Raw genomic sequence first — 21,392 nt, forward strand, 5'->3', positions numbered from 1 at the left:
TGACCCCACCGGTGTGCTCGTCCGCCCTGTTCACGCCTCCATTGTCCCCAGGCGCTTGCACTTTGGAAACAGCGTTGCGAAAGTGGATGCCATGACTGGCACACCCCTCCGCGTCGGCCTCGTCGGCTACGGCCTCGCCGGCTCCGTCTTCCACGCCCCGCTGATCGCCGCCACCGAGGGCCTGACCCTCGACACGGTGGTCACCTCGAACCCCGAACGGCAGCAGCAGGCCCGCGCCGAGTTCCCGGACGTGCGCCTCGCCGCGACACCGGACGAGCTGTTCGACCGGGCCGCCGAGCTGGACCTGATCGTCGTGGCGTCCCCGAACAAGACGCACGTGCCGCTCGCGACCACCGCCCTCAAGGCCGGTCTGCCGGTGGTCGTCGACAAGCCCGTCGCCGGCACGGCCGCCGAGGCCCGGGAGCTCGCCGCGCTGGCCGAGGAGCGCGGCCTGCTCCTCTCCGTCTTCCAGAACCGCCGCTGGGACAACGACTTCCTCACCCTGCGCAAGCTGCTGGCCGAGGGCGAGTTGGGCGACGTCTATCGCTTCGAGTCCCGCTTCGAGCGCTGGCGCCCGCAACTGAAGGGCGGCTGGCGGGAGTCCGGCGACCCCGCAGAGATCGGAGGTCTGCTCTACGACCTCGGCAGCCATGTCGTCGACCAGGCCCTGGTCCTCTTCGGCCCGGCGGCCACCGTGTACGCGGAGTCGGACGTGCGCCGCCCGGGCGCCGAGGCGGACGACGACACCTTCATCGCGATCACGCACACCAGCGGCGTCCGCTCCCACCTCTACGTCTCCGCGACGACCGCCCAGCTCGGCCCCCGCTTCCGCGTCCTCGGCTCCACCGCGGGCTACGTCAAGCACGGCCTCGACCCCCAGGAGGCGGCCCTGCGCGAGGGCAAGCGTCCCCCCGCGGCGGCCGACTGGGGCAGGGAACCCGAGTCGCTGTGGGGCCGGGTGGGCTCCGGCGAGTCCCCGGTGACCGGCGGCGGCCGCCCCGTACCGACCCTCCCGGGCGACTACCCGGCCTACTATGCGGCCGTGGCGAAGGCCCTGCTGGAGGGCGCCCCGAACCCGGTGACCGCGCTGGAGGCGGCCGCCACCCTGGACGTACTGGAGGCCGCCCGTCGTTCGGCCCACGAGAAGGTGACGGTGACCCTGTGACGCACAAGAGCAACCCCTCCCACCACCACGAGCTCGGCCCGAAGTTCCAGCCGGAGCTCACCCCGAGCCTGGAGGAGCTGGAGAGGGAGGAACGCCGCCTGGTGTTCCGCCGGTTCACCTACGACGACGCCTGGGCGCTCGGCTCGCTCCTCGTGGAGACGGCCCGGCAGCGGCAGGCCCCCGTCGCGATCGACATCCACCGCGCCGGCCAGCAGCTCTTCCACGCGGCCCTGCCCGGCTCCACGCCCGACAACGACGCCTGGATCGCCCGCAAGCGCCGGGTGGTCGAACGCTACGGCTCCGCGTCCTACCTGGTGGGCGCCCGCTTCCGCGCCAAGGGCACGACGTTCGAGGAGTCCTCACGCCTCGACCCCGACACCTTCGCGGCGCACGGCGGATCGTTCCCGATCACCGTCGAGGGCGCGGGCGTCATCGGCACGGTGACGGTGTCCGGGCTGCCGCAGCTCCAGGACCACCGGCTCGTCGTGCAGGCGCTGGAGGAGTTCCTGAGCAAGCAAGCCGAGTAGGCCCTGTCGTCTGGATCAGGCCGGCTGTAGGGCACGGCGCCCTCCGGCCGACCCGAGCGGGGGCGGGGGGGAGGGGACGGTGGTTCCCGCGCCCGGGCGGGCCCCCCGTGGCCTCACTCCGGTGGCCGCCGCGATCGTCAGGGGCGATGGTTGAGTCAGGAGCTTCGGTCCACGACGGGAAGGCGGCGTGCGAGTGGACGAGCGCCGGATCGGCCCCCGGCGGGTCCCCGAGGACCGTTCCGAAGGGTTCGGTGAGCGGCTGCTGGGGCAGATGCTGGACCGGTCTCACGAGCTGCCGCCGCAGCTCATCGCTCCGCTGGTGGCGGAAGAGGTGGCCAGGATCGGAGGCCGCGACGTTTCGATCCACCTTCAGGACTACGCTCTGAGCAAGCTGGTGCCGCTGCGCGGCCGGCGCCTCACGGCGGGTGAGCCGCCTGCCATCGACGGATCACCGGAGGGGGACGCATTCCTCGGCAGGCGCATGGTGGAAGAGTCCCAGGCCGACGGGCTGCGCGTTCATGTGCCGCTGGTGGACGGTGCTGACGAGGTCGGCGTGCTGTCGATCACCCTGGACACCTTGAACGATGACGACCGTCGGCTCCTGCGGCGACTCTCGGCCCTGATCGCGGAGATGATCATCTCCAAGACCCGCTACACGGACCAGTTCTTCATGGCACGACGCCATGGCCGGCCACTGAGTCTGGCCGCGGAGATCCAGTACGCGCAACTTCCCCCGTTGGCGATGCACACGCCGCAGGTGTCGCTCGCGGCTGCCCTGGAGCCGGCGTACGAGGTGGCGGGGGACGGCCTGGACTACGCGCTCAACGACGACCTCCTGCACCTGGCGATCATCGACGCGATGGGGCACGGGCTGGAAGCCGCGATGCTGGCGACCCTCGCCCTGGGAGCCCATCGCCGTGGCCGGCGTATGGATGTCGGGCTCCGGGAGCTGTACGAATTGATGGACCGAAGCATCAACGGCGCGTTCGGGCCCGAACAGTTCGTGACCGCTCAGATGATGCGCCTGAACGTCTCCGAGGGCCACCTCCAGTGGATCAACGCCGGTCATCCGGCGCCGCTGCTGATCAGGGGGCACCGCGTCATCGACAGGCTGGAGAGTGCGGAAAGGCTGCCCATGGGCTTCGGTTTCCCCGCCCCCCCCGATCGCCGTAGCTCAACTCCGCCCGGGGGACCAGGTGTTGTTCTTCACCGACGGCGTGATCGAGGAACGAGGCCCCCAGGGGCAGGAGTTCCATGAATCCCGCCTGATCGAAGCCATCGAGCGCACCGAACCTTCCAGTAGTGGAGTCATCCAAACCGTCCGCAGACTCGCCGCCGTCCTGGAAGCCGCCCGGGGCGGCGTGAGCAGCGACGACGCCACCCTGTTCCTCATCCAATGGCACGGCCGCACAGCAGACCACCTCGCCGAGCTCGACATCTAGCCAGTGCCCCGGCAGGCGACGTTCGCCCCGTCGCGACGCCCGGCACGCTCCCCCAAGCCCTTCGAGCAGGGGGTACCCCCACTCGCCGCACCGGACGCCGCTCCTCGCCGGGCAAACGTTGCGTGCCGCGGCGCCAGGAGCGGTGGCGGTGGAATTACCGCCGGGTCCCTCCGGTTGGAACCGCTGTACGCGTGATCGACACGGCGCCCGACCGGAGGGATTCCGACCGATGACCACCGCCCTGAAGGACACCATCGGCCGCTACGGCATCTGGAGCGTGGGACTGCGCTCGGAGGACCCGGACCGGCGCGGCGAACTCGCCGAGGCCGCCGCCGAACTGGAGGAGCTCGGCTACGGCGCCGTCTGGCTGGGCGGCAACACCTCCGCCGCCAACGCCGCCCCGCTGATCGAGGCGACCTCGCGGCTCATCGTCGGCACCAGCATCCAGAGCATCTGGGAGCACGAACCGGACGCCACCGCCGCGAGCTTCGCCGAGCTGGAGGCCACCCATCCCGGCCGTTTCCTCCTCGGCCTCGGCGTCAGCCACGCCAAGCGGGCGGAGCAGTACCGCCGCCCGTACTCGGCCCTGGTCTCCTACCTGGACGGCCTGGACGCCGCCGGACTGCCCGCGGAGCGCCGCGTCCTGGCCGCGCTCGGTCCGAAGAGCCTCAAGCTGACGCGCGACCGCTCCGCCGGTGCGATCCCCTACCTGGTCACGCCCGAGCACACCGCCCACGCCCGCGAACTCCTCGGCGAGGGCCCCCTGCTCGCCCCCGAGCTGGCGGTGGTTCCGGAGACGGACCCGGTCCGAGCCCGCGCCCTCGCCCGCGAGTTCCTCGGCTTCTACCTGCCGCTGCCGAACTACACCAACAACTTCCTCCGCCACGGCTTCACCGAGGACGACCTGGCGGACGGTGGCAGCGACCGCCTGGTCGACGCCCTGTTCGCCTGGGGCGACGACACGGCGATCCGCGCCAAGATCGACACGTTCTTCGAGGCGGGCGCGGACCACGTGGCCCTCCAGGTGGTCGACGACCAGCCGCGCGACGCCCTCCCGAGGAAGGCGTGGCGCGACCTGGCGACGCTGCTCGGCTGACTCCTTCCCGGGGCGCGGTTCAGAGCAGGGCCATGACGGTCAGAAGGGTCGAGCAGGCCGCGGCGGTCACCGGCCACAGCAGCCACCTCTGGCGCCCGTCGGAGACAGCGGCGGCGACCAGCATCTCCGCCACGGCGGTGATGGCGGCCGCCGCGCCGAGATACAGGCCGCGGCTGCTGGCCCGGTCCGCCAGGCCCACCTGGCGCTTCTGTTCGGTCCGAAGACCTGACAGCAGGTGCTCGGATTCCTTGCCCAAGGCCATCACCGCTGCGGCGTCGACGCGGTCGGCGCGTGTGGGAGGACGCCCCATGTAATCGGCGATCCTGCGCACGCGCTCCGCGGCACGTGTCTCGACCACGGCCACCACTCGCTCGTGCCGTGCTTGAGCGGGCGTGACCCCGGTTTCCAGTGAGGCGCGTTCGCGGGCCATCGCCTGGAGTTCGGCAAGCTCCGCCGTTCGGCGGCTTCCGTCGAGGAACGCCATGCGCTGGCCGTAGGCCAGGGCGGCCGTACCGAGCTGGGTCGCCTTGCGGGCCGCCTCGGCCTGGGCCCGCTGTTCGACGCCCGCCGCGTAGATCCCCCCGAGGGGAAGCACCATCAGCAGAACCACGACGAACAGATTGAGCAGCGTGGCGAGGCGGCTCTCACCGCTGGGCGGGACGGCCGGCTGAGGGATGAGCTGCAGATCCCTGACGACGCGGCGGCGGTCAGGACCCGGCGGCCTGCGCAGGGCGTGCGGCCGCACGACGTTCGCGGCGGCCACACCGGCGAGCACGGCCAGGCCGACGAGCGCGGCGAACACGAGCCCCCACCTGACCCACACGTCCCCGGACCGCATCGTCGCCTCTGGAGCGAGTCCGTAGGGCTTGGGTTTGTCCCGCTGCAGGTCCGCGAGTCGGCGGGGTAGGTCGTAGCCGAGGTTCTCGTGGCGGTAGGCGTCGTTCAGAAGGCTCCCGGAATCGGCCGCGCCGCGCAGAGTGAACGCGGTCTGGGCGGCGATCTCGTACTCCGCCGCGGCGGTCCTGCTCTCATGACGGACCGGCCGCAGCGCGTCGGCGCGCGCCGAGGCCGCGGCCACGTTGAAGGCGAGAGACGCGTCGTCCGTGTACACCGTGCGCACATCGTCCAGCAGCGTCTCCTGACGCGTGATCTCCTGGCGCACCGCTTCCTGGTACGTCCCGGACGCCTCGCTGAACGCCCAGGCGGACAGGGGGGTCGCCGCGGAGATGACGACGAGCAGGCAGATCTGGACCCGGATACGGAGACTGAACCGCGAGGTCGACGGGTTCACGGCGACCGCCGCTCGTACGTGACCTTCAGCCCCTCCTTGTCGGTGAGAGCGAGGACATCGCCCGTCACCTCCCATGTGTGACGCTCGGTGGTGAGCGGGGCCGGCCTCGCCACGTAGTCGCCCTGCGGATCGCTCGGGTCCCGGCGGGATGTGGCGGCTCTCGTGGGTTTCAGGACGAGCCGCGCCCCTTCGACCCGTGCCGCGCCTTCCGAGGTGCGGGTGACCTGGACGATGCCGTCCGGGGAGTCGTACGCGAGGACGCCCACGAACGTGTAGTCGCCATCGGCCCGGAAGCGATAGGTGAGGCTGGCGTCGCTGTCCTTCACGTCGCTCTGCCACCTTCCGACGAGGCCCTGGGGAAGCACCTGTTGCCCCGTGGCGGCATCGGTGGTCCGCGGCGCCGGTGTGCGTGGGGCCGCACTGGTCGTGGGACCCGGGCCGGGCGCATCGCCTGGTGAGACGCAGGCCGTGACGCTCCCGAGCAGCAGGGCGATGCAGAGCACCGCGCGGAACGCACCGGTGACGGTCATGTCAGCCACCGGCGATCTGGCGGACATAACTGCTCCCGTCCAGCTTCAGGTTCTCGAAGACGTATCCGTAGCCGGCGTCGAATTGCTCGATCGACCAGTGTGCGTACGGGATGGGCCCTCCCGGCACATACAGAGTCATGGAGGTGCCTTCGACCACCGCTGTTCCGTCGAGCACGAGGCCGCTGTTGTAAAGGAGGCGCACACCGCCGTCGTCGGAGAAGCGGATCTTGTCGAAGCGCACGGACGTGCCGTCCCCGTCCCACTCGCCGACCAGTTCGCTCGGCACGAAGCCCTGCGGCGCTTCGAACGTCGCTGACGGCGGGGTCTCCGGTGCGGTGGGCGAGGGCCGCTCCGTGATGTCGTCAGTCGGTTCGGGGGGCGGCGGCGGATCGGTGATCTCGTCACTCGGTTCCGTGGAGGGCGGTGAACTGGGCGGAGAGGGTTCTTCGGAGCCTCCTCCGCATCCCGCGACGACCACTGCGACCAATGCTGCTCCTGCGAGCCTGCGCACACGTGAGAACGTCATGAGCTGAGCCCTGTCTTTCTGTCAGAAGAAGCCGGGACACTGCCCGCCCCGCGGCGTGCGGGCCTTCTCTACTCGGCGACCACGAGCCGGAGACGGCGTCGCAGACGCGGGCCCGACCCGCGGTCGCGGCCACGCAACTCCTGGACGAGAGCCACGAGTGCGGTCAGGCCCCAGGCGACGGAGAACGCTGTCACCTGGGCATGCGATCCGAAAGCCAGCCAGCTGACCCCCAGCCCGGCCAGCGTGATGCCGGAGGCCGCCACAAGAGCCGAGTGCCGCCGGGGGCGCAGGGTCCGGACCAGGCACAGCGCGGCGAGGACGAGGACCGGAGCAGCCAGGAGGGACATCGTGGCGTGCCCCGTGTAGTCCAGGGAGACCATGGCCGACGCGGGCTCGTACCCACCGTCGTACCCCTCCTGGAACAGTGTGTGACCCGAGGGGTCCTCGTCCAGTTCGTAGTAGTTCTTGTAGTAGATGCCGTAGTAGTAGAGAGGGCCGTCGAAGTCGTCTTCGTGTACGAAGGCGTAGTCGCTCTCCTCGACCGCTGCCCCGGCGGTGACGCCCGCGATGACCAAGGCGCCGGCTCCCCACCACAGAAGGGCGGATGTCACGGGGCACCAGCGGAACGCGACCAGTCCGAGGGCGGCGACCGCCGACAACGGTACGAGGAAGCCGCTCACCGGCTGTAGGTCCTGGTGGCCGAGGACGACCACGGCCGAGACCACGATCCCCAGGAGGGCAACGACGCGGTTCCCGCCCGGAAGGCGGCGCCATCTGCGCGCGGACGGTGGGGCGGCGGAGTCCGTCCGGCCGGGACCGCTGGCGGTCGCCGCCGATGGTGCGGCCGGTGCCTGATCGCCGTGGGTGGTCGCCGCCTCGTCCGGGACGGTGGGAGGCGCTGGGGTGGTGGGAGGCGTCGGGGTGGTGGGAGGCGCCGGGGAGGTGGCAGCCGCCGGGGAGGTGGCAGCCGCCGGGGTGGCAGCCGCCTGCGCCGGCAGCGATGCGGCCTGGGTCTGCTGTTCGGCCAGCATCGTCCGCCCGGGCCCCGCCCCGAGTGGCGGGGCCGGCGGGACTGGCGGGGCCGCCGGCAGGGCAGGGGCTTCTGTCCCCGCGAGGGCCAGAGCCCGCTGCATCTCGCCCATGCCGGCGAAGCGTTGCTCACGGTCCTTCGACAGCGCCCGGAGCACGACGGCGTCGACCGCCGCCGGGATCTGCGGCCGCAGCCTGGACGGGCCGACAGGCTCCTTGCTGATGTGCTGGTGCATCACGGCGAACGGGGAGTCGCCGATGAAAGGCGGGCGTCCGGTGAGCAGTTCGTACAGAAGGCAGCCCGTGGCGTACTGATCGGAGCGACCGTCGATCGCTTCACCCGTCAGCTGCTCCGGTGACAGATAAGCAGGGGTCCCGACGGTCATTCCGGTCGCCGTCAGGCGGGTGGTGGTCTCCGCCACCACCTTGGAGATCCCGAAGTCCAGGACCTTCACCCCGCCTTCGGCGGTGAGCATGACGTTGGAGGGCTTGATGTCCCGGTGAACCAGGCCCCGCCCGTGGCTGTGGGCCAGGGCCTCGGCGATCCCCTGGCTGACGGCGAGGGCCCGCTCGACCGTGAACGGCCCCTCGGCCAGGGCGTCCGCCAGGGTGCGGCCGTCGATGAACTCCATGATGAGGAAAGGAGTCGTCTCGCCGTCCCGGACGTCCTCACCGACGTCATGCAGGACGGCGATGTTGCGGTGGCTGAGCGAGGCAACGGTACGGGCCTCCCGGCGGAACCGGACCCGGAACTCCTCGTGCCTGGTCAGCTCCGGCGGCAGGAGCTTCACAGCGACCGGACGACCGAGCTCCCGGTCCGTGGCGCGCCAGACCTGGCCCATACCGCCACGCCCTGCTTCTTCGATCAGCTCGTACCGCCCGGCGAGTACCCGCATGGCGCTCCCCCCGTTCCGCGTCAGGGTGCGAAACCCTCACGCACAAACCGCCCCCGGAGCGCGCCCTGAATCAGCCCACCCGCACGCCAACCGTACTGGCTGATTTCCACACGTTGAGCGTCGTGAACACCCGAATAGGAGCGCACACCTGGCGCGCGCCCCTACCGCGCACAACCGCGCCGGGAGCGCACGCCGGCCCGTTGTCCGCGCGCCATAGGCCGTCGGCAGCCGCCGACGAACGGCAGCGCCGGCGAACGGCAGTTCCCCGGCTCGATCAGCGGAGCGCCTACGCGTCCTTGAACTCCTGTCGCTGCCGCCCGAGCCCCTCGATCTCCAGCTCCACCACATCCCCGGCCCGAAGGAACGGCTTCGGCTCAGGCTCCCCCAGCGCCACCCCCGCCGGCGTCCCGGTGTTGATGACATCCCCGGGATACAGCGTCATGAAGTGACTGAGGTACCGCACGACCTCCCCCACCGGGAAGATCTGCTCGGCGGTCGTCCCGTCCTGCTTCAACTCCCCGTTGACCCACAGCCGCAGCGACAGCCGCTGCGGATCCGGCACCTCGTCCGCCGTCACCAGCCACGGCCCGAGCGGATTGAACGTCTCGCAGTTCTTCCCCTTGTCCCAGGTCCCGCCCCGCTCGATCTGGAACTCCCGCTCGGACACGTCGTGCGCCACCGCGTACCCGGCGACGTGCGCGAGCCCTTCCTCCGCGGACTCCAGATACCTGGCCGTACGCCCGATGACGACGGCCAGCTCGACCTCCCAGTCGGTCTTGCGGGACGCGCGCGGCACGAGCACCGTGTCGTTCGGCCCGACCACCGTGTCCGGGGCCTTCATGAAGAGCACGGGCTCGGAGGGCGGCTCGGCGCCGGTCTCGCGCGCGTGGTCGTGGTAGTTCAGCCCGATGCAGACGATCTTGCCGATCCGCCCCAGCGGCGGCCCGACCCGCAACCCGGTGGCATCCAGGACGGGCAGCTCGCCGGAGTCGGCGGCGGCACGGATCCGGCCCAGCGCCTCCTCGTCCGCGAGCAGCGCACCGTCGATGTCCGCGACGACGCCCGACAGGTCCCGCAGAACCCCCTCGGCGTCGAGCAGCGCGGGCCGCTCCGCCCCCGCCGTACCGACTCGCAGCAGCTTCATGATCACGTCTCCCTCGATCGCGGGCGCCCGCCGGAGGCGTGCGGCCCGGATGCGGCGGGGCAGCCATCGGAGGACTGGTCGATCCTCCAAGCTGCGAGGTCACTCCGCAATACCCAGTTCACGTACTGGACCGTCGGAGCAACATTGATCAGGAGGGCTCGTCGGGGTGGATGGTGTCCGCCAGTTCGCCCGCTTCGGCCAGTTCGGGGGCGAGCCGGGCGAGGGTTCGGAGCCGGATCGCGTAGGCACGGCGCTGGGTGTCGGTGCCATGCTCGGCGATGGCCTGGGCGAGTCGGCGTGCCTGGTCGGTGTCGCCACTGGCCACGGCGGCCACGGTGGCGAAGAACGCCCCGGTGATGCCGGTGAGCAGGTCCTGGCCGGCGGCGAGGACGCGATACAGGAGCGGGATATCTGCCTGGTCGACGGCGGTGAAGGCGCGCTCGGTCGCGACGTCCGGGTCCGTGACGATCTCGTAGGCCTGGTCGTGAGAGAGGGTTTCCGCGAGCTGGAGGATGGCCAGGTGCCGGCGTGCTTCGGGGTCATCTGTTCCGGCGAGCAGTGCCTGGACTTCCGGTGTGCTCAGGGTGCTGTGGTGCTCGACGAGGAAGTCTTTGGACTCCGTCCAGGTGGGGGTCGCGATCCACTCGTAGAGCGTCTGCCGGACCGCGTGGTTGTGCCTTTCACGTTCCAGGATGCTGTCGAGGCCTTCGGCATCGACCTGGCCGAGGACGTTGGTGAGGTTGTCGATAGCCGGCTCCTCGGGGAGGAGGGCCGCTGCCAGTTCCAGGTGATGGCGGAAGTCCGGTTGCCGGAGCAGGTCGGCATGCGTGTGCAGGAAGGCTTCGACGGCGGGCCAGTGGGTGGCCTGGGCCCATTGGAGGAGAAGGTCCCAGATGTGGTCGGGGAGGGGGTCTACGGCCCAGTCGGGAAGTCGCGGATCCTGGATGCCGAGGCTCGTTGCGGCCGTCCGTACCCGCCGCCTGGCGCGGCTCAGGGGTGACGGGTCGCCGACAGCGCAGGCCTGCGCCGCCCGGACCAATTCTTCTACGGCAAGACTGGAGTCGGCGTGTGTGGCGAGGTACGCGGCGTAGTGGGCTCGGAGTTCCGCTTGGGCAAGTGGGTGGAGTCCCAGGTCGGTGATGGTGTCCCCCCAGGCGGAAGAGACGACGCCCATCTCACTGTGCCGGTCGGACAGGTCCTTCAGGGACGTGGCGAGGTCGGGTAGATAGGCAACCGGGTTGGCCTGAGCAAGGGTGCGGCGGATCTCAACAGCTTCAGTGATCGAAGCCAGCGCCGCCTCCCGATCCCCGACCTCACCCTGACAGTTGGAGAGGGTACTCAGAGACCCGGCGAAGTCAGGCAGGTGGGCAGCCGGGTTGACCTGAGCAAGAGCGCGGCGGATCTCAACAGCTTCAGTGATCGAAGCCAGCGCCGCGTGCCGCTCCCCGGCCTCACCCTGCTCGATGGAGAGATTGTTCAGGGACATCGCGAGGTCAGGTAGATAGGCAGCCGGGCTGACCTGAGCAAGAGCACGGCGGATCTCAACAGCTTCAGTGATCGAGGCCAGCGCCCCCTCCGCGTCCCCAGCGTCATGCTGACAGCCGGAGAGATTGTTCAGGGACATCGCGAGGTCGGACAGGAAGGCAGCCGGGCTCTCCTGAGTAAGGACCCGGAAATGGCCGACAGCTTCAGTGACCGAGACCAGCGCCGCCTGCCGGTCCCCGACCTCACTCTGCCGGACGGAGAGATTGTTCAGGGACGTGGCGAGATCAGGAAGGTAGGCAGCAGCGTTGGCCTGAGCAAGAGCGCGGCGGATCTCAACGGCTTCAGTGATCGAAGCCAATGCCGCGTGCCGCTCCCCGGCCTCACCCTGCTCGATGGAGAGATTGTTCAGGGACATCGCGAGGTCAGGTAGGTAGGCATCTGGGCTGACCTGAGCAAGAGCACGGTAGGAGTCGACAGCTTCAGTGATCGAAGCCAGCGCCGCCCCCCGATCCCCGACCTCCCTCTGACAACCGGAGAGGTTGTTCAGGGACGTAGCGAGGTTGGGCAGGAAGGCATCCGGGGTGACCTGAGCAAGAGCGCGGTAGTGGTCGACAGCTTCAGTGATCGAAGCCAGCGCCGCCCCCCGATCCCCGACCTCCCTCTGACAACCGGAGAGGTTGTTCAGGGACATGGCGAGGTCGGGCAGGAAGGCATCTGGGCTGACCTGAGCAAGAGCGCGGTAGTGGTCGACAGCTTCAGTGATCGAAGCCAGCGCCGCCTCCCGATCCCCCGTCGCACCCTGCCGGTTGGAGAGGTTGTTCAGGGACCCGGCAAGGTCCGGCAAGTAGGCATCTGGGCTGACCTGAGCAAGAGCGCGGTAGTGGTCGACAGCTTCAGTGATCGAAGCCAGCGCCGCCTCCCGCTCCCCGACCTCACCCTGCCGATTGGAGAGGTTGTTCAGGGACCCGGCGAAGTCAGGCAGGTGTGCAGCCGGGCTCTCCTGAGCAAGAGCGCGGCGGATCTCAACGGCTTCAGTGATCGAAGCCAGCGCCCCCTCCCGATCCCCGCTCTCACTCTGCCGGATGGCGAGGTTGTTCAGGGACGAGGCGAGGTCGGGCAGATGGGCGGCCGGGCTGACCTGAGCAAGAGCGCGGCGAATCTCAACGGCTTCAGTGATCGAAGCCAGCGCCGCCGCCCGGTCCCCCACCTCACCCTGCTGGACGGAGAGGTTGTTCAAGGACATGGCGAGGTCGGCGAGGTAGGCAGCCGGACTGACCTGAGCAAGAGCGCGGTAGTGGTCGACAGCTTCAGTGATCGAAGCCAGCGCCGCCTGCCGGTCCCCGACCCCACCCTGGTAGCCAGAGAGGTTGTTGAGGGAGGCAGCGAGGTCGGACAGGTAGGCAGCCGGGCTCTCCTGAGCAAGGACGCGGCGGATCTGTACGGCTTCAGTGATCGAGGCCAACGCCCCATACCGGTCCCCCGTCTCACTCTGCTGGACGGAGAGGTTGTTCAGAGACGAAGCGAGATCGGACAGATGGGCCTCCGGGCTCTCCTGAGCAAGAGCACGGCGGATCTGTACGGCTTCAGTGATCGAGGCCAACGCCCCATACCGGTCCCCCGTCTCACTCTGCTGGACGGAGAGGTTGTTCAGAGACGAAGCGAGATCGGACAGATGGGCCTCCGGGCTCTCCTGAGCAAGAGCACGGTAGGCGTCGACAGCTTCAGTGGCTGAGGCTAGCGCCGCCTCCCGGTCGTCCCCGACCCCACCCTGACAGCTGGAGAGGCTGTTCAGGGACATGGCGAGCTCGGGCAGATAGGCAGCCGGACTGACCTGGGCAAGGGCGCGGCAGATCTCGACGGCTTCGGTGATGTAACCGAGAGCCGCCCGCCAGTCCCCGACAGCGACTTCACGATGGCTGGTGCGCTGGAGCTGTCGAGCTAACGCAGCGGGGTGGGTCGCGCCATCGGCCCGCAAGATCGACAGGCGCCGAAGGTCGGCCTGCAGACCGAGTTCGGGCAGACCGATCGTCGTGAAGGGAATGGCGTCGGCGAGATCGTCGAGCCAGGGCACCGTCGGCTCGTCGTCGACGAGCTGGTGGAGAGCGGTCAGCGCGGTACCGCCTTGTTCTGCGGCGACCTGGAGGACGGGTCTCCATCGGTCTGCACCAACACTGGCCCAGGCCTTCACCATGCGTGCGGCGCTGTCGGGCGCGGCCATGGCGGCGCGGTTGAGCTGGCGCAGGGCGGCCAGGAGACGATCGTCGTCGAGGCCGTACAGGATGCCGGGGAGCAGGTCTTCGTCGTCGTGGAGTTGATGGAGGGTGAGGTGGTCGGCGATCGGGTCTGGGCGCAGGACGAGGGGTTCGTCGGGGCCGGGCTGCAGGCAAGTCGTCAGGGTGGTGCGGACGGTCTCGCGCCATTCGGCGGCGTCGGCAAGCTCCTCCACGGCGCACAGTGCGACGTTGATCGCTTTGCGTGTGGTGGGTGCGCGCAGGGTGAGGCTGGCGACGGCCCGGTTCAGGACGTCCAGGGGCGCATCGGCGTCTCGGCCGAGCCTTGCGTTCTTTCTGTAGGTCTGGGCCCAGTAGGTGTGTTCATGGGTGAGGACTTCTTCGTAGAGGTCCTGACGCGTGGTGGGCAGTCGGCTGGGACTGCGGGCTGCCAGCAGGGCCAGCAGGACGTGGTCGAGAGTGGTCCAGTCGGTGGGGGCGGCCCGGTCGGCGGCATCGAGGTCGAGGTCGTCATCGGGACCATGGTGGAAAGTGCGGGCGGCGCGGCGGAAGAGGGCCGCGCCAGCGGGGTGTTCGGGCGGCAGGTGGAGAGGGGCACTCTCGCGGACAAGGTGACCGTCGCGGTTCCACGTTCCGCGCAGGGCCGTGAGCCACTGGCCGTCGATGGCGCGGGCGGTCATGACGACGATCGCGGGTGCCGCGCCGCTGTCGATGCGGCGTTTGAGGATGGTCAGGAGCTGTTCGGCGTCGGCGGTGCGGGCGTCGGCGTAGTCGAGGACGATGAGGGTCGGTGAGACGACGGTGCCGAGCCAGTCCCACCCGGTCGGACGCTCGCGCAGGTAGCCGGTGTACCAGCCGTGCCGGGTCGCCAGTTGGTGGGCGAGTTCCAGGGCGAGCCGGGTCTTGCCCGCGCCACCGACGCCATGGACGACGGTGACGCCGGTGTAGGCCCCCATCGCTACCGTGTGGCACCAGTGGGTGAGGATGGTCAGCTCGTCCCGGGCCTGGAAGGGCACGACCGCGTGCTCGGCCCGTAGCGCTTGCAAGGGTCGGTGGACCGCTGGGTCCAGCGCCACGTACGGCGGGCGCAGCGGCTGGTCGTCGGGGCGGTCGGCCGGGGTGTGGGTGTCGCGTTCGCGCCAGGCACGGCGGATGTCGACGGCGAGGCGCCAGGTCCAGTCACGGGCGTAGCGGGCGCCGGCGGCAGCCGCCTCGGCGAAAGCGGCACCGGTGCCGAGGATGGGTGAGGAGGGCAGGGCGCGCGCGACGCCGACCGGGTCGATCAGCAACAGCGGCCTCGACGGTCCCGTCAGGTCGGCCTGGACGAGTTCGTCGAAGCCGTCGGGGCGGCCGTCCCATACATCCGCATCCGGCGGACGGATGCCGTCGGGCTCGTCGATCCACACGCCCAGAAGGGCATGCGCTGCGCGCCCCGGCTGAGGTGGGTCGAGGACGAGGACGAGGGGATGCAGGCCGGAGTGGAGGCAGGCGCCGGCCAGGATCAGGGCGAGGTCCAGGCAGGTGGCGTGCTTGGGGCACCACAGCACCTCGCCGGGCTGGCGGATGACCTGCCGACCGGGATCGTCGGAGGGCGCTTCGTGGGAGTAGGTGATCCCGGCACCGGCCACCGCCTCGTAGACGGCCTGGGCCTGCCCGAGTCGGCTGTCGGCAGGGGGCCCGGGCAGGTGGAGCAGGGCGGCGACCTCGTCGGGCAGCACGTACTTGGCCAGCGCGGCCGGTTCCCCTTCGAGGGACCAGCGGGGCCACGAACCGGTGGACGTGAGGGCTCTCATGGGGCCACCACCGCGAGGGTGTCGGACGCCGACAGGTCACCGACGCCGGGCACGGCCCGCACACTCACCCGCACGTCATACAGGCCGGGCTCCGGGCCGGGCAGTTCGGTGACGTAGCTACCCCGGTCACGGTCCCATTCCAGTCGCCTTTCCGCGACCACGGCCCGAGGGCCGTGCACCGGGCGCAGCGAGGCCCACACCGCGAGCCCACCCGGGTCGGTGGTGGCCTCCGGCGGCAGGCTGTCCCCGCGTAACTGCGCCTGAAGCGGGATCGCGCAACCCTGCGGGTGGAGTTCGTCCAGATCCAGGCCGAGGGCGGCCTCGCGTTCTTCGCCGCGGGCCGCGGACAGCCGCTGCCGTTCCTCGTAGACCTGGACCAGGTCGGGTACCCAGTCGGCGGAGACGATCGGGCCGTGGCGGTCGCGGGCCCGCCAGCCGGAGGTGTCGTGGCCGTCCATCTCCACCGGGACGGCGGAGATCGCCGGTACGGTGCCGTCGCCGTGGTCCTCCTCCCAGCCCGCCAGCTCCAGCCAGTCCGGCAGCTTCTTGCTGACCTTCAGTGCGCGGCCGTCCCACACCGCCGAGCCCGCGGTGCGGTGGCTCCAGCCCAGCCGGGGCACCACCTGCGGCTCGGCCCCGCTGCGCGGCATCTCCTGCCACGCCTGCTCGATCTCCTCGTGCAGCGCGAAACCCTGCTTCGCCAGGGGGCGCAGGCTGTCCAGAGGCACATCGTGGGGGTAGAGGGGAGCCGCGGAGGCTGTGTCCCAGACCATCGGGTAGCGGGGCAGCAATTCGCTGACCGATGGCCACTGGCCCAGCAGGTCGCTCACCGGGGCCAGCCGGACCCCCGCCACCCGTACGCCGTTGGCCAGCAGTTGCAAGGCCTTGGGGGCGCCGCGGTGAGGGGTCCCCAGAGTGATCAGGGCCCGGCACAGCGGCCAGCCTTCGAGTGGGCCCAGCCAGTACCGGGCGACCAGACCGCCCATCGAGTGGGCGACCACCACGACCCGGCCCGCCCGCTCGGACGGGGCGAGGTCCTTCAGCCGGTCGTGGACGTCGGCCGCGAGCAGCTTCGCGGCATGCCTGACGCCGAGACGGAAGTCGTACGGGAACAGCACCACGTTCGCGGCCGGGTCACGCCGGTCCGGATGCCCGGTGTCGACGACCGCACCGGGCAGGGCCTGGAGATTCGCCACCAGCCGTTCGTAGCCGGGGACGACGGTCCAGCCCGGCAGCAGCCGCTTGGAGCCGATCAGCCCCACCGCCCGCAGCGGTTCGTCCACCGCCAGTCGGTGCGGCCGGGACAGCAGGCCGGCGATGTCACCGAAGCCCGCGTCCCACACCACCTTCGACCGCTCGGCGCCTTCCTCGGGCCGTTCCAGCACGCTGCCACCGATTCCGGGCAGCACGTACACCAGATGCCTGCGTCCCATTTCCCCCGCCTCCCACCCGGGCCGCGTCCCACGGCCCCGGCCATGGGGCTTCTTCTACCAGCAACGGGAAGCCGGGCGCCGGAAGTTCCGGGAATATCATCCTTTCGAAACTCCTCGGCTTGCACTGTCCATGCAGACCCGACCTATGCAGACCCGGCCTATGCAGACCCGGCCTATGCGGACCCTGCCGGCGACTACCGGTAGAGGGCAGCCCGCTCCACCACACTCCACGTCGTACTGGTCACCACGTACAGCGCGGCGGCCAGCGGCACCACCGCCACGGTGATGAGCGTGAAGAAGGACATGAACGGCATCACCTTGGTCACTGCTCCCACGCCCGGCATCTGCTCCCCGCCACTGACCTGCACGGCCGGGTTGGCCGCCATCATGCGCTTGCTCAGCCGGTAACTGAACACGGCGACGCACGCGACGACGACGAACAGCCCGGCGTACACGAGCCCCGCACCACCGAACGGACCGGCCTGGAGCGCGTCCGCCCACCGTCCACCCAGCGGCGCGGCGAGCAGCTGGTGGCCGAGCAGCTCGTTGGTCTCCCCGCCGATCGTGTCGCTGGAGAACAGGTGGTAGAGCAGGAAGAAGGCGGGCACCTGGAGCAGCCCGGGCAGGCAGCCGGCGAGCGGCGACACCTTCTCCTCGGCGTGCAGTTCCAGTACGGCCCGCTGGAGCTTCTCGGGGTTCTTCCCGTGCTTCTTCCGCAGCTCGGCGATCTTCGGCTGGAGCGCGGTCCGGGCCTTCTGACCGCGCGCGGCGGCCCGGGACAGGGGGTGGACGAGGAGTCGTACGAGCGCGGTGAACAGGACGATCGCGGCGGCGGCCGCGGAGGCGCCGAACAGCGGCTGAAGGAGGTCGGCGAGTTGCTCGACCAGGTTGGCGAAGACGGACATGGGTGAGCCCTCCGGGGGTCTCGTCGTGCCGGAAAGGAGCATGGCGGCATGACGACCCGCGCGGGGTCAGCTAGGTGGAAGCGCCCCTACGCGACGGTCGCCCGGAGGGCGTGACCGGGTGCCCGGGGCCGGGTGCGCCCCCTGGCGTCGGGGTCGCGTTGAGGCAGGAAGGCCGTACGCAGATCACGGTCGCGGATGGCCGTACGCACACGGGTACGCGGCACGGCGGGCGCGCAGCGCGAGCCGAGGAGGGCGCACACCGCGAGTGCGGCCGAGGCGGCGGCGGTCGCGGCGAGGGCGACGGTGGCGGAGAGGCTGCCGGTGTCGAGCAGGGCCACTTCCACGACCAGGAAGAGCAGCACGAGAGCGGGACGCGGACTCGCCCAGTTACGGTTCATCGGCTGCCCTCCCTCTCGTACGTCCGTATGCCCTGCTGTCGGTTATACAGGATCACCCTCCCGAGCGGGTCCGGGACTTCGTACACGGGATTGAGAAAGGGCTGTCACAACTCTCGACAACACACCTGCCACGCCCGATGCTTCTCGATGCCACGAGCGGGCCAACCCGCGACGCCGGACCGGGGGACGGGCGCCTGCCCCGGATCCCCCCACGTTCCCCTACGGAGGAGCCGTGATACGACGCAGATCCCTGCTGGCCGCAGCAGGGGGTACGTTCCTCGGCAGCGCCCTCGCGACGGGCACCGCGCACGCGGACGCCACGATCGCCGTCAACCCGTCGACCACGTACGGCACCTGGGAGGGCTGGGGCACCTCCCTCGCCTGGTGGGCGGGCGTCTTCGGCGCCCGGGACGACTTCGCGGACCTCTTCTTCACCACCAAGTCGGTGACGTACAGCGGCCGTTCCCTCCCCGGCCTGGGCCTCAACATCGCCCGCTACAACCTCGGCGCGTCCAGCTGGAACAGCGTCGGCGGCGAGACGATGGTGAAGTCGCCCAACATCCCCGGCTTCAAGCAGATCGAGGGCTTCTGGCAGGACTGGAACAATGAGGATCCCACCTCCTCCGCCTGGAAGTGGTCGGCGGACGCCAACCAGCGCGCGATGCTCGTGAAGGCGACCCAGCGCGGCGCGATCACCGAACTCTTCGCCAACTCCCCCATGTGGTGGATGTGCTCCAACCACAACCCGTCGGGCGCCGCGAACGGCGGCAACAACCTCCAGACCTGGAACTACCGCCAGCACGCCTCCCACCTCGCGGCGACGGCCCTCTACGCCCGCAACAACTGGGGCGTGAACTTCGCGACGGTCGACCCCTTCAACGAGCCGGCCTCCACCTGGTGGACGGCGACCGGCACCCAGGAGGGCTGCCACATGGACCCGGCGGTCCAGGCGGCGGTACTCCCGTACATGCGCAGCGAGTTGGACAAACGCGGACTGACGAGCATCCGCATCGCGGCGTCGGACGAGACGAACTACGACACCGCCCGCTCGACATGGTCGTCCTTCGACTCCGCCACGAAAGCCCTGGTCTCCCAGGTCAACGTGCACGGCTACCAGGGTTCGGGCGGCCGTCGCGACCTCCTCTACACGGACGTGGTGACGACGTCCCGCAAGAAGCTGTGGAACTCCGAGACGGGCGACAGCGACGGCACGGGCCTCACCCTGGCGTCGAACCTCTGCTACGACTTCCGCTGGCTGCACCCCACGGCATGGTGTTACTGGCAGGTCATGGATCCGTCGACGGGCTGGGCGATGATCGCCTACGACGCGAACACGCTCCAGCCGACGACGGTCCAGACGAAGCACTACGTACTGGCCCAGTTCAGCCGCCACATCCGCCCCGGCATGACCATCCTGGACACGGGAGTGAGCTACGCGGTGGCGGCCTACGACGCGACAGCCCGCCGCCTGGTCCTGGTGGCGGTCAACACCTCCACCTCCGCCCAGACCCTCACCTTCGACCTCTCCCGCTTCTCCACGGTGACGGGCGGCTCGGGAGGAGCGGTCCCCCGCTGGAACACCGTGACGACGGGCGGCGGCGACCTCTACACACCGCACTCAGACATCCGCCTGAACGGAAAGTCGGTAAGCGTCCCCTTCGCGGCGAAGTCGGTCCAGACACTCCAGGTAGACGGAGTGACGCTGTAGGCCGGCGTTGGCGTAGACCGGCATCGGCGTAGGCCGGCGTCGGCACGGCAGCGGTTCGGGGCGAACCGTGAAGCCGGGGTGGGCGAGCAGGGGAAATCGGGAGGTCGGATGGTCTGGCCTGCGCATCTCTCACGCTCGTCACCTCCCGGCAGTACGGTGTCCCCCATGCGCCCCGACACGCCTGCCGAGAACGTCGACCACACCGCCGAGGCGGCACGCCTGGAGCGGACCGCCGGCCTTTACCCCGAGGACGCCGAGGCCCTGCTGCTGCGCGCCGCGGCCCACCTGGAACTCTCCGGCGCCCGCCCCGAGGCCACGGCTCTCTACGACCGCCTGCTGTCCTCCACCGTCACCCTGGAGAACCCCCACCTGGTCCGCGCCCTGAAGGCCTCGAACCTCTGGGAGTACGGCCACGAGGCCGAGGCCAGAGCGATCATCGAGGGCGTCCGGGCGGCCGCGCCCGGAGACCCGGCCCCCTGGGTGATCGCCGCGGAGGCCCTGGAGAACCACGACGAGTTGGAAGCGGCGCACGACACGTTCACGGAGGCCGTCCGCCACCTCCTGACCGACGTCCCGCAGCCCCCGCAGCCGACCCACCCCCTCCTCTTCGGCCGTCACCGGGTCCGCCGCATGCTGGGCACGCCCCACGACGAGTGGGACGCCCTGGCCGACTCGGTCCACTCCCTCCCCGTCTCCCTGGACGAACTCCACGACCCGAAGCGCGTGTGGTCCCTGGGCTCGGAGAACCCGGCAGAACTGGAAGCGGAGATCCACCGCCTCCGAGCGGAACTGGGCGCCTACCGCGAGGCCCTCTCCCGCCCGTTCCCGGTGGCGATCCTCCACTGGCCGGCGACGGAGCTCACGGAACTCCTGGAGGCGTATCCGGCGCTCGCCTCGGAATACCCCTCGCACGAGACCCACCTCGCGACCATAGAGGCCGCCCTGCGAGAGCTGGCCTCGTCCGGCACCCCCAACCTGGGCATCGTCACCGGCACGGTCCCCTCCTACGAGGCCTTCGCAGCCTCGGAACTCTCCTCCCCGTCCGACCCCACCCTGCTCCCCCAGTACGCGACGACCCTGGCGGCCCGGGGCCGAGCGGTGGCCTGGCCCCCGCAGCAGGGATCGGCTTGCTGGTGCGGCTCGGGCCGCCCCTACGGCCAGTGCCACGGCGCGGTCGCAGCCTGACAAGAACCGGAGACCCCGCCCCGCAGAATGCGCCACCCCCTCACGGGGCAAAATGGACGTATGACCACCAAAGCACTCCTGGACGGCGGACCGGACGATCTGACAGGCAAGATCGTCCCGGTCACCCCGCCCGGCCAAGAACTCAAGATCCCCCACCGCGGCGGCTACGAGCACTACAAGGTCACCACCCGCCACGAAGACACCGAGGAGGGGTCGGCGACGGTGTATCGCTGGTGGGAACGGACGGAGGTCGCGGAGTAGCGGGGCCGCGCACCACGACCGACCCCGGGGCGCACCGGCCGATACCCACAAGACCCAGCCGCCACTGCTAGCCACACCGGGCCCGTCAGCCGTCACCGCCAGTCACCGACAGCCACCCCGGCCCGACCACAACCGCCTGCCACCTGGCCGGCCTGCCAACCGCCGAGACGACCCGGCGTGCGCCGAAAACCTGCCGCGCACCGTCTCCGCCCCCGGGCAGAACAGCCTCCAGCACCGCCCCCCCCCACCTCCGACCCCCACTCCCCCGGGCCGCCCGCTCGCTTCTATCGCGTGCTTGAGAGGCCCGGGTCAAGGGTGAGCCCGAAGGGCCATCGGCGCAGCCGACG

The 21,392-nt window shown here is 70.3% G+C and carries 15 protein-coding genes and 1 pseudogene; 7 read left to right on the top strand and 9 right to left on the bottom strand.

Going from position 1 to position 21,392, the window contains the following annotated elements; all coding sequences use genetic code 11:
• The first annotated feature begins 91 nt into the window (after positions 1–91).
• From SSQG_RS14365 to SSQG_RS14385, 4 genes and pseudogenes are all read left to right on the top strand, one after another.
• Positions 92–1,165: a Gfo/Idh/MocA family protein gene (locus tag SSQG_RS14365; protein WP_039932695.1), complete on the top strand. Its 1,074-nt coding sequence runs from the start codon at positions 92–94 to the stop codon at positions 1,163–1,165.
• On the top strand, positions 1,162–1,692 hold the full coding sequence (locus tag SSQG_RS14370) for a heme-degrading domain-containing protein (RefSeq protein ID WP_039932698.1): 531 nt from the start codon (positions 1,162–1,164) through the stop codon (positions 1,690–1,692). The genes SSQG_RS14365 and SSQG_RS14370 overlap by 4 nt, the downstream gene beginning before the upstream one ends.
• 883 nt (positions 1,693–2,575) lie before the next feature.
• Positions 2,576–3,134, top strand: a pseudogene (locus SSQG_RS43675) (PP2C family protein-serine/threonine phosphatase).
• Positions 3,135–3,363: 229 nt separating this feature from the next.
• Positions 3,364–4,230, top strand: coding sequence for an LLM class F420-dependent oxidoreductase (locus tag SSQG_RS14385; protein ID WP_003990499.1), 867 nt, complete (start codon positions 3,364–3,366; stop codon positions 4,228–4,230).
• Between the two features lie 19 nt (positions 4,231–4,249).
• Here SSQG_RS14385 and SSQG_RS14390 read toward each other — a convergent pair whose 3' ends face one another.
• The 9 genes from SSQG_RS14390 to SSQG_RS14430 all read right to left on the bottom strand — a co-directional run bounded on the left by SSQG_RS14390 (position 4,250) and on the right by SSQG_RS14430 (position 17,891).
• On the bottom strand, positions 4,250–5,521 hold the full coding sequence (locus SSQG_RS14390) for a hypothetical protein (protein ID WP_039932702.1): 1,272 nt from the start codon (positions 5,519–5,521) through the stop codon (positions 4,250–4,252).
• A complete protein-coding gene (locus SSQG_RS41355; RefSeq protein ID WP_158681039.1) occupies positions 5,518–5,847 on the bottom strand; it encodes a hypothetical protein in 330 nt (109 codons plus the stop codon). The genes SSQG_RS14390 and SSQG_RS41355 overlap by 4 nt, the downstream gene beginning before the upstream one ends.
• A 205-nt stretch (positions 5,848–6,052) precedes the next feature.
• Positions 6,053–6,538 carry a hypothetical protein gene (locus tag SSQG_RS14400; protein ID WP_158681041.1) on the bottom strand — a complete coding sequence of 162 codons (486 nt, stop codon included), beginning with the start codon at positions 6,536–6,538 and terminating at the stop codon, positions 6,053–6,055.
• 107 nt (positions 6,539–6,645) lie between these two features.
• Entirely contained in the window at positions 6,646–8,502 is a 1,857-nt protein-coding gene (locus tag SSQG_RS38195) for a serine/threonine-protein kinase (RefSeq protein WP_052310279.1), read from the bottom strand.
• 286 nt (positions 8,503–8,788) lie between these two features.
• Positions 8,789–9,646 (bottom strand): fumarylacetoacetate hydrolase family protein, encoded by an 858-nt coding sequence (locus tag SSQG_RS14410; RefSeq protein ID WP_003990503.1) that lies wholly within the window; start codon positions 9,644–9,646, stop codon positions 8,789–8,791.
• Between the two features lie 148 nt (positions 9,647–9,794).
• The gene (locus SSQG_RS38200; protein WP_158681043.1) at positions 9,795–15,080 is read right to left on the bottom strand and encodes a tetratricopeptide repeat protein; all 5,286 of its coding nucleotides are present in this window, start codon (positions 15,078–15,080) and stop codon (positions 9,795–9,797) included.
• A 71-nt stretch (positions 15,081–15,151) separates the two neighbouring features.
• Positions 15,152–16,588 carry a lipase/acyltransferase domain-containing protein gene (locus tag SSQG_RS14420; RefSeq protein ID WP_039932708.1) on the bottom strand — a complete coding sequence of 479 codons (1,437 nt, stop codon included), beginning with the start codon at positions 16,586–16,588 and terminating at the stop codon, positions 15,152–15,154.
• A gap of 194 nt (positions 16,589–16,782) precedes the next feature.
• Positions 16,783–17,493: a YidC/Oxa1 family membrane protein insertase gene (locus SSQG_RS14425; protein WP_039932710.1), complete on the bottom strand. Its 711-nt coding sequence runs from the start codon at positions 17,491–17,493 to the stop codon at positions 16,783–16,785.
• A gap of 86 nt (positions 17,494–17,579) precedes the next feature.
• Entirely contained in the window at positions 17,580–17,891 is a 312-nt protein-coding gene (locus SSQG_RS14430) for a DUF6412 domain-containing protein (RefSeq protein WP_003990507.1), read from the bottom strand.
• A 232-nt stretch (positions 17,892–18,123) separates the two neighbouring features.
• Between SSQG_RS14430 and SSQG_RS14435 the strand changes: the two genes are divergently transcribed.
• From SSQG_RS14435 to SSQG_RS14445, 3 genes are all read left to right on the top strand, one after another.
• Positions 18,124–19,599 (top strand): beta-1,6-galactanase, encoded by a 1,476-nt coding sequence (locus SSQG_RS14435; RefSeq protein WP_039932712.1) that lies wholly within the window; start codon positions 18,124–18,126, stop codon positions 19,597–19,599.
• A gap of 165 nt (positions 19,600–19,764) precedes the next feature.
• Positions 19,765–20,784, top strand: coding sequence for an SEC-C domain-containing protein (locus SSQG_RS14440; RefSeq protein WP_003990509.1), 1,020 nt, complete (start codon positions 19,765–19,767; stop codon positions 20,782–20,784).
• 60 nt (positions 20,785–20,844) lie between these two features.
• The gene (locus SSQG_RS14445; RefSeq protein ID WP_003990510.1) at positions 20,845–21,045 is read left to right on the top strand and encodes a DUF5988 family protein; all 201 of its coding nucleotides are present in this window, start codon (positions 20,845–20,847) and stop codon (positions 21,043–21,045) included.
• Positions 21,046–21,392 lie beyond the last annotated feature (347 nt).

Source organism: Streptomyces viridochromogenes DSM 40736 (assembly GCF_000158955.1).
Lineage (GTDB): Bacteria > Actinomycetota > Actinomycetes > Streptomycetales > Streptomycetaceae > Streptomyces > Streptomyces venetus.

Coding starts and splice junctions, on each gene's coding strand:
- SSQG_RS14365 (WP_039932695.1), top strand. CDS start 92: ATGACTGGCACACCCCTCCGCGTCGGCCTCGTCGGCTACGGCCTCGCC.
- SSQG_RS14385 (WP_003990499.1), top strand. CDS start 3,364: ATGACCACCGCCCTGAAGGACACCATCGGCCGCTACGGCATCTGGAGC.
- SSQG_RS38195 (WP_052310279.1), bottom strand. CDS start 8,502: ATGCGGGTACTCGCCGGGCGGTACGAGCTGATCGAAGAAGCAGGGCGT.
- SSQG_RS14410 (WP_003990503.1), bottom strand. CDS start 9,646: ATGAAGCTGCTGCGAGTCGGTACGGCGGGGGCGGAGCGGCCCGCGCTG.
- SSQG_RS14420 (WP_039932708.1), bottom strand. CDS start 16,588: ATGGGACGCAGGCATCTGGTGTACGTGCTGCCCGGAATCGGTGGCAGC.
- SSQG_RS14425 (WP_039932710.1), bottom strand. CDS start 17,493: ATGTCCGTCTTCGCCAACCTGGTCGAGCAACTCGCCGACCTCCTTCAG.
- SSQG_RS14430 (WP_003990507.1), bottom strand. CDS start 17,891: ATGAACCGTAACTGGGCGAGTCCGCGTCCCGCTCTCGTGCTGCTCTTC.
- SSQG_RS14440 (WP_003990509.1), top strand. CDS start 19,765: ATGCGCCCCGACACGCCTGCCGAGAACGTCGACCACACCGCCGAGGCG.
- SSQG_RS14445 (WP_003990510.1), top strand. CDS start 20,845: ATGACCACCAAAGCACTCCTGGACGGCGGACCGGACGATCTGACAGGC.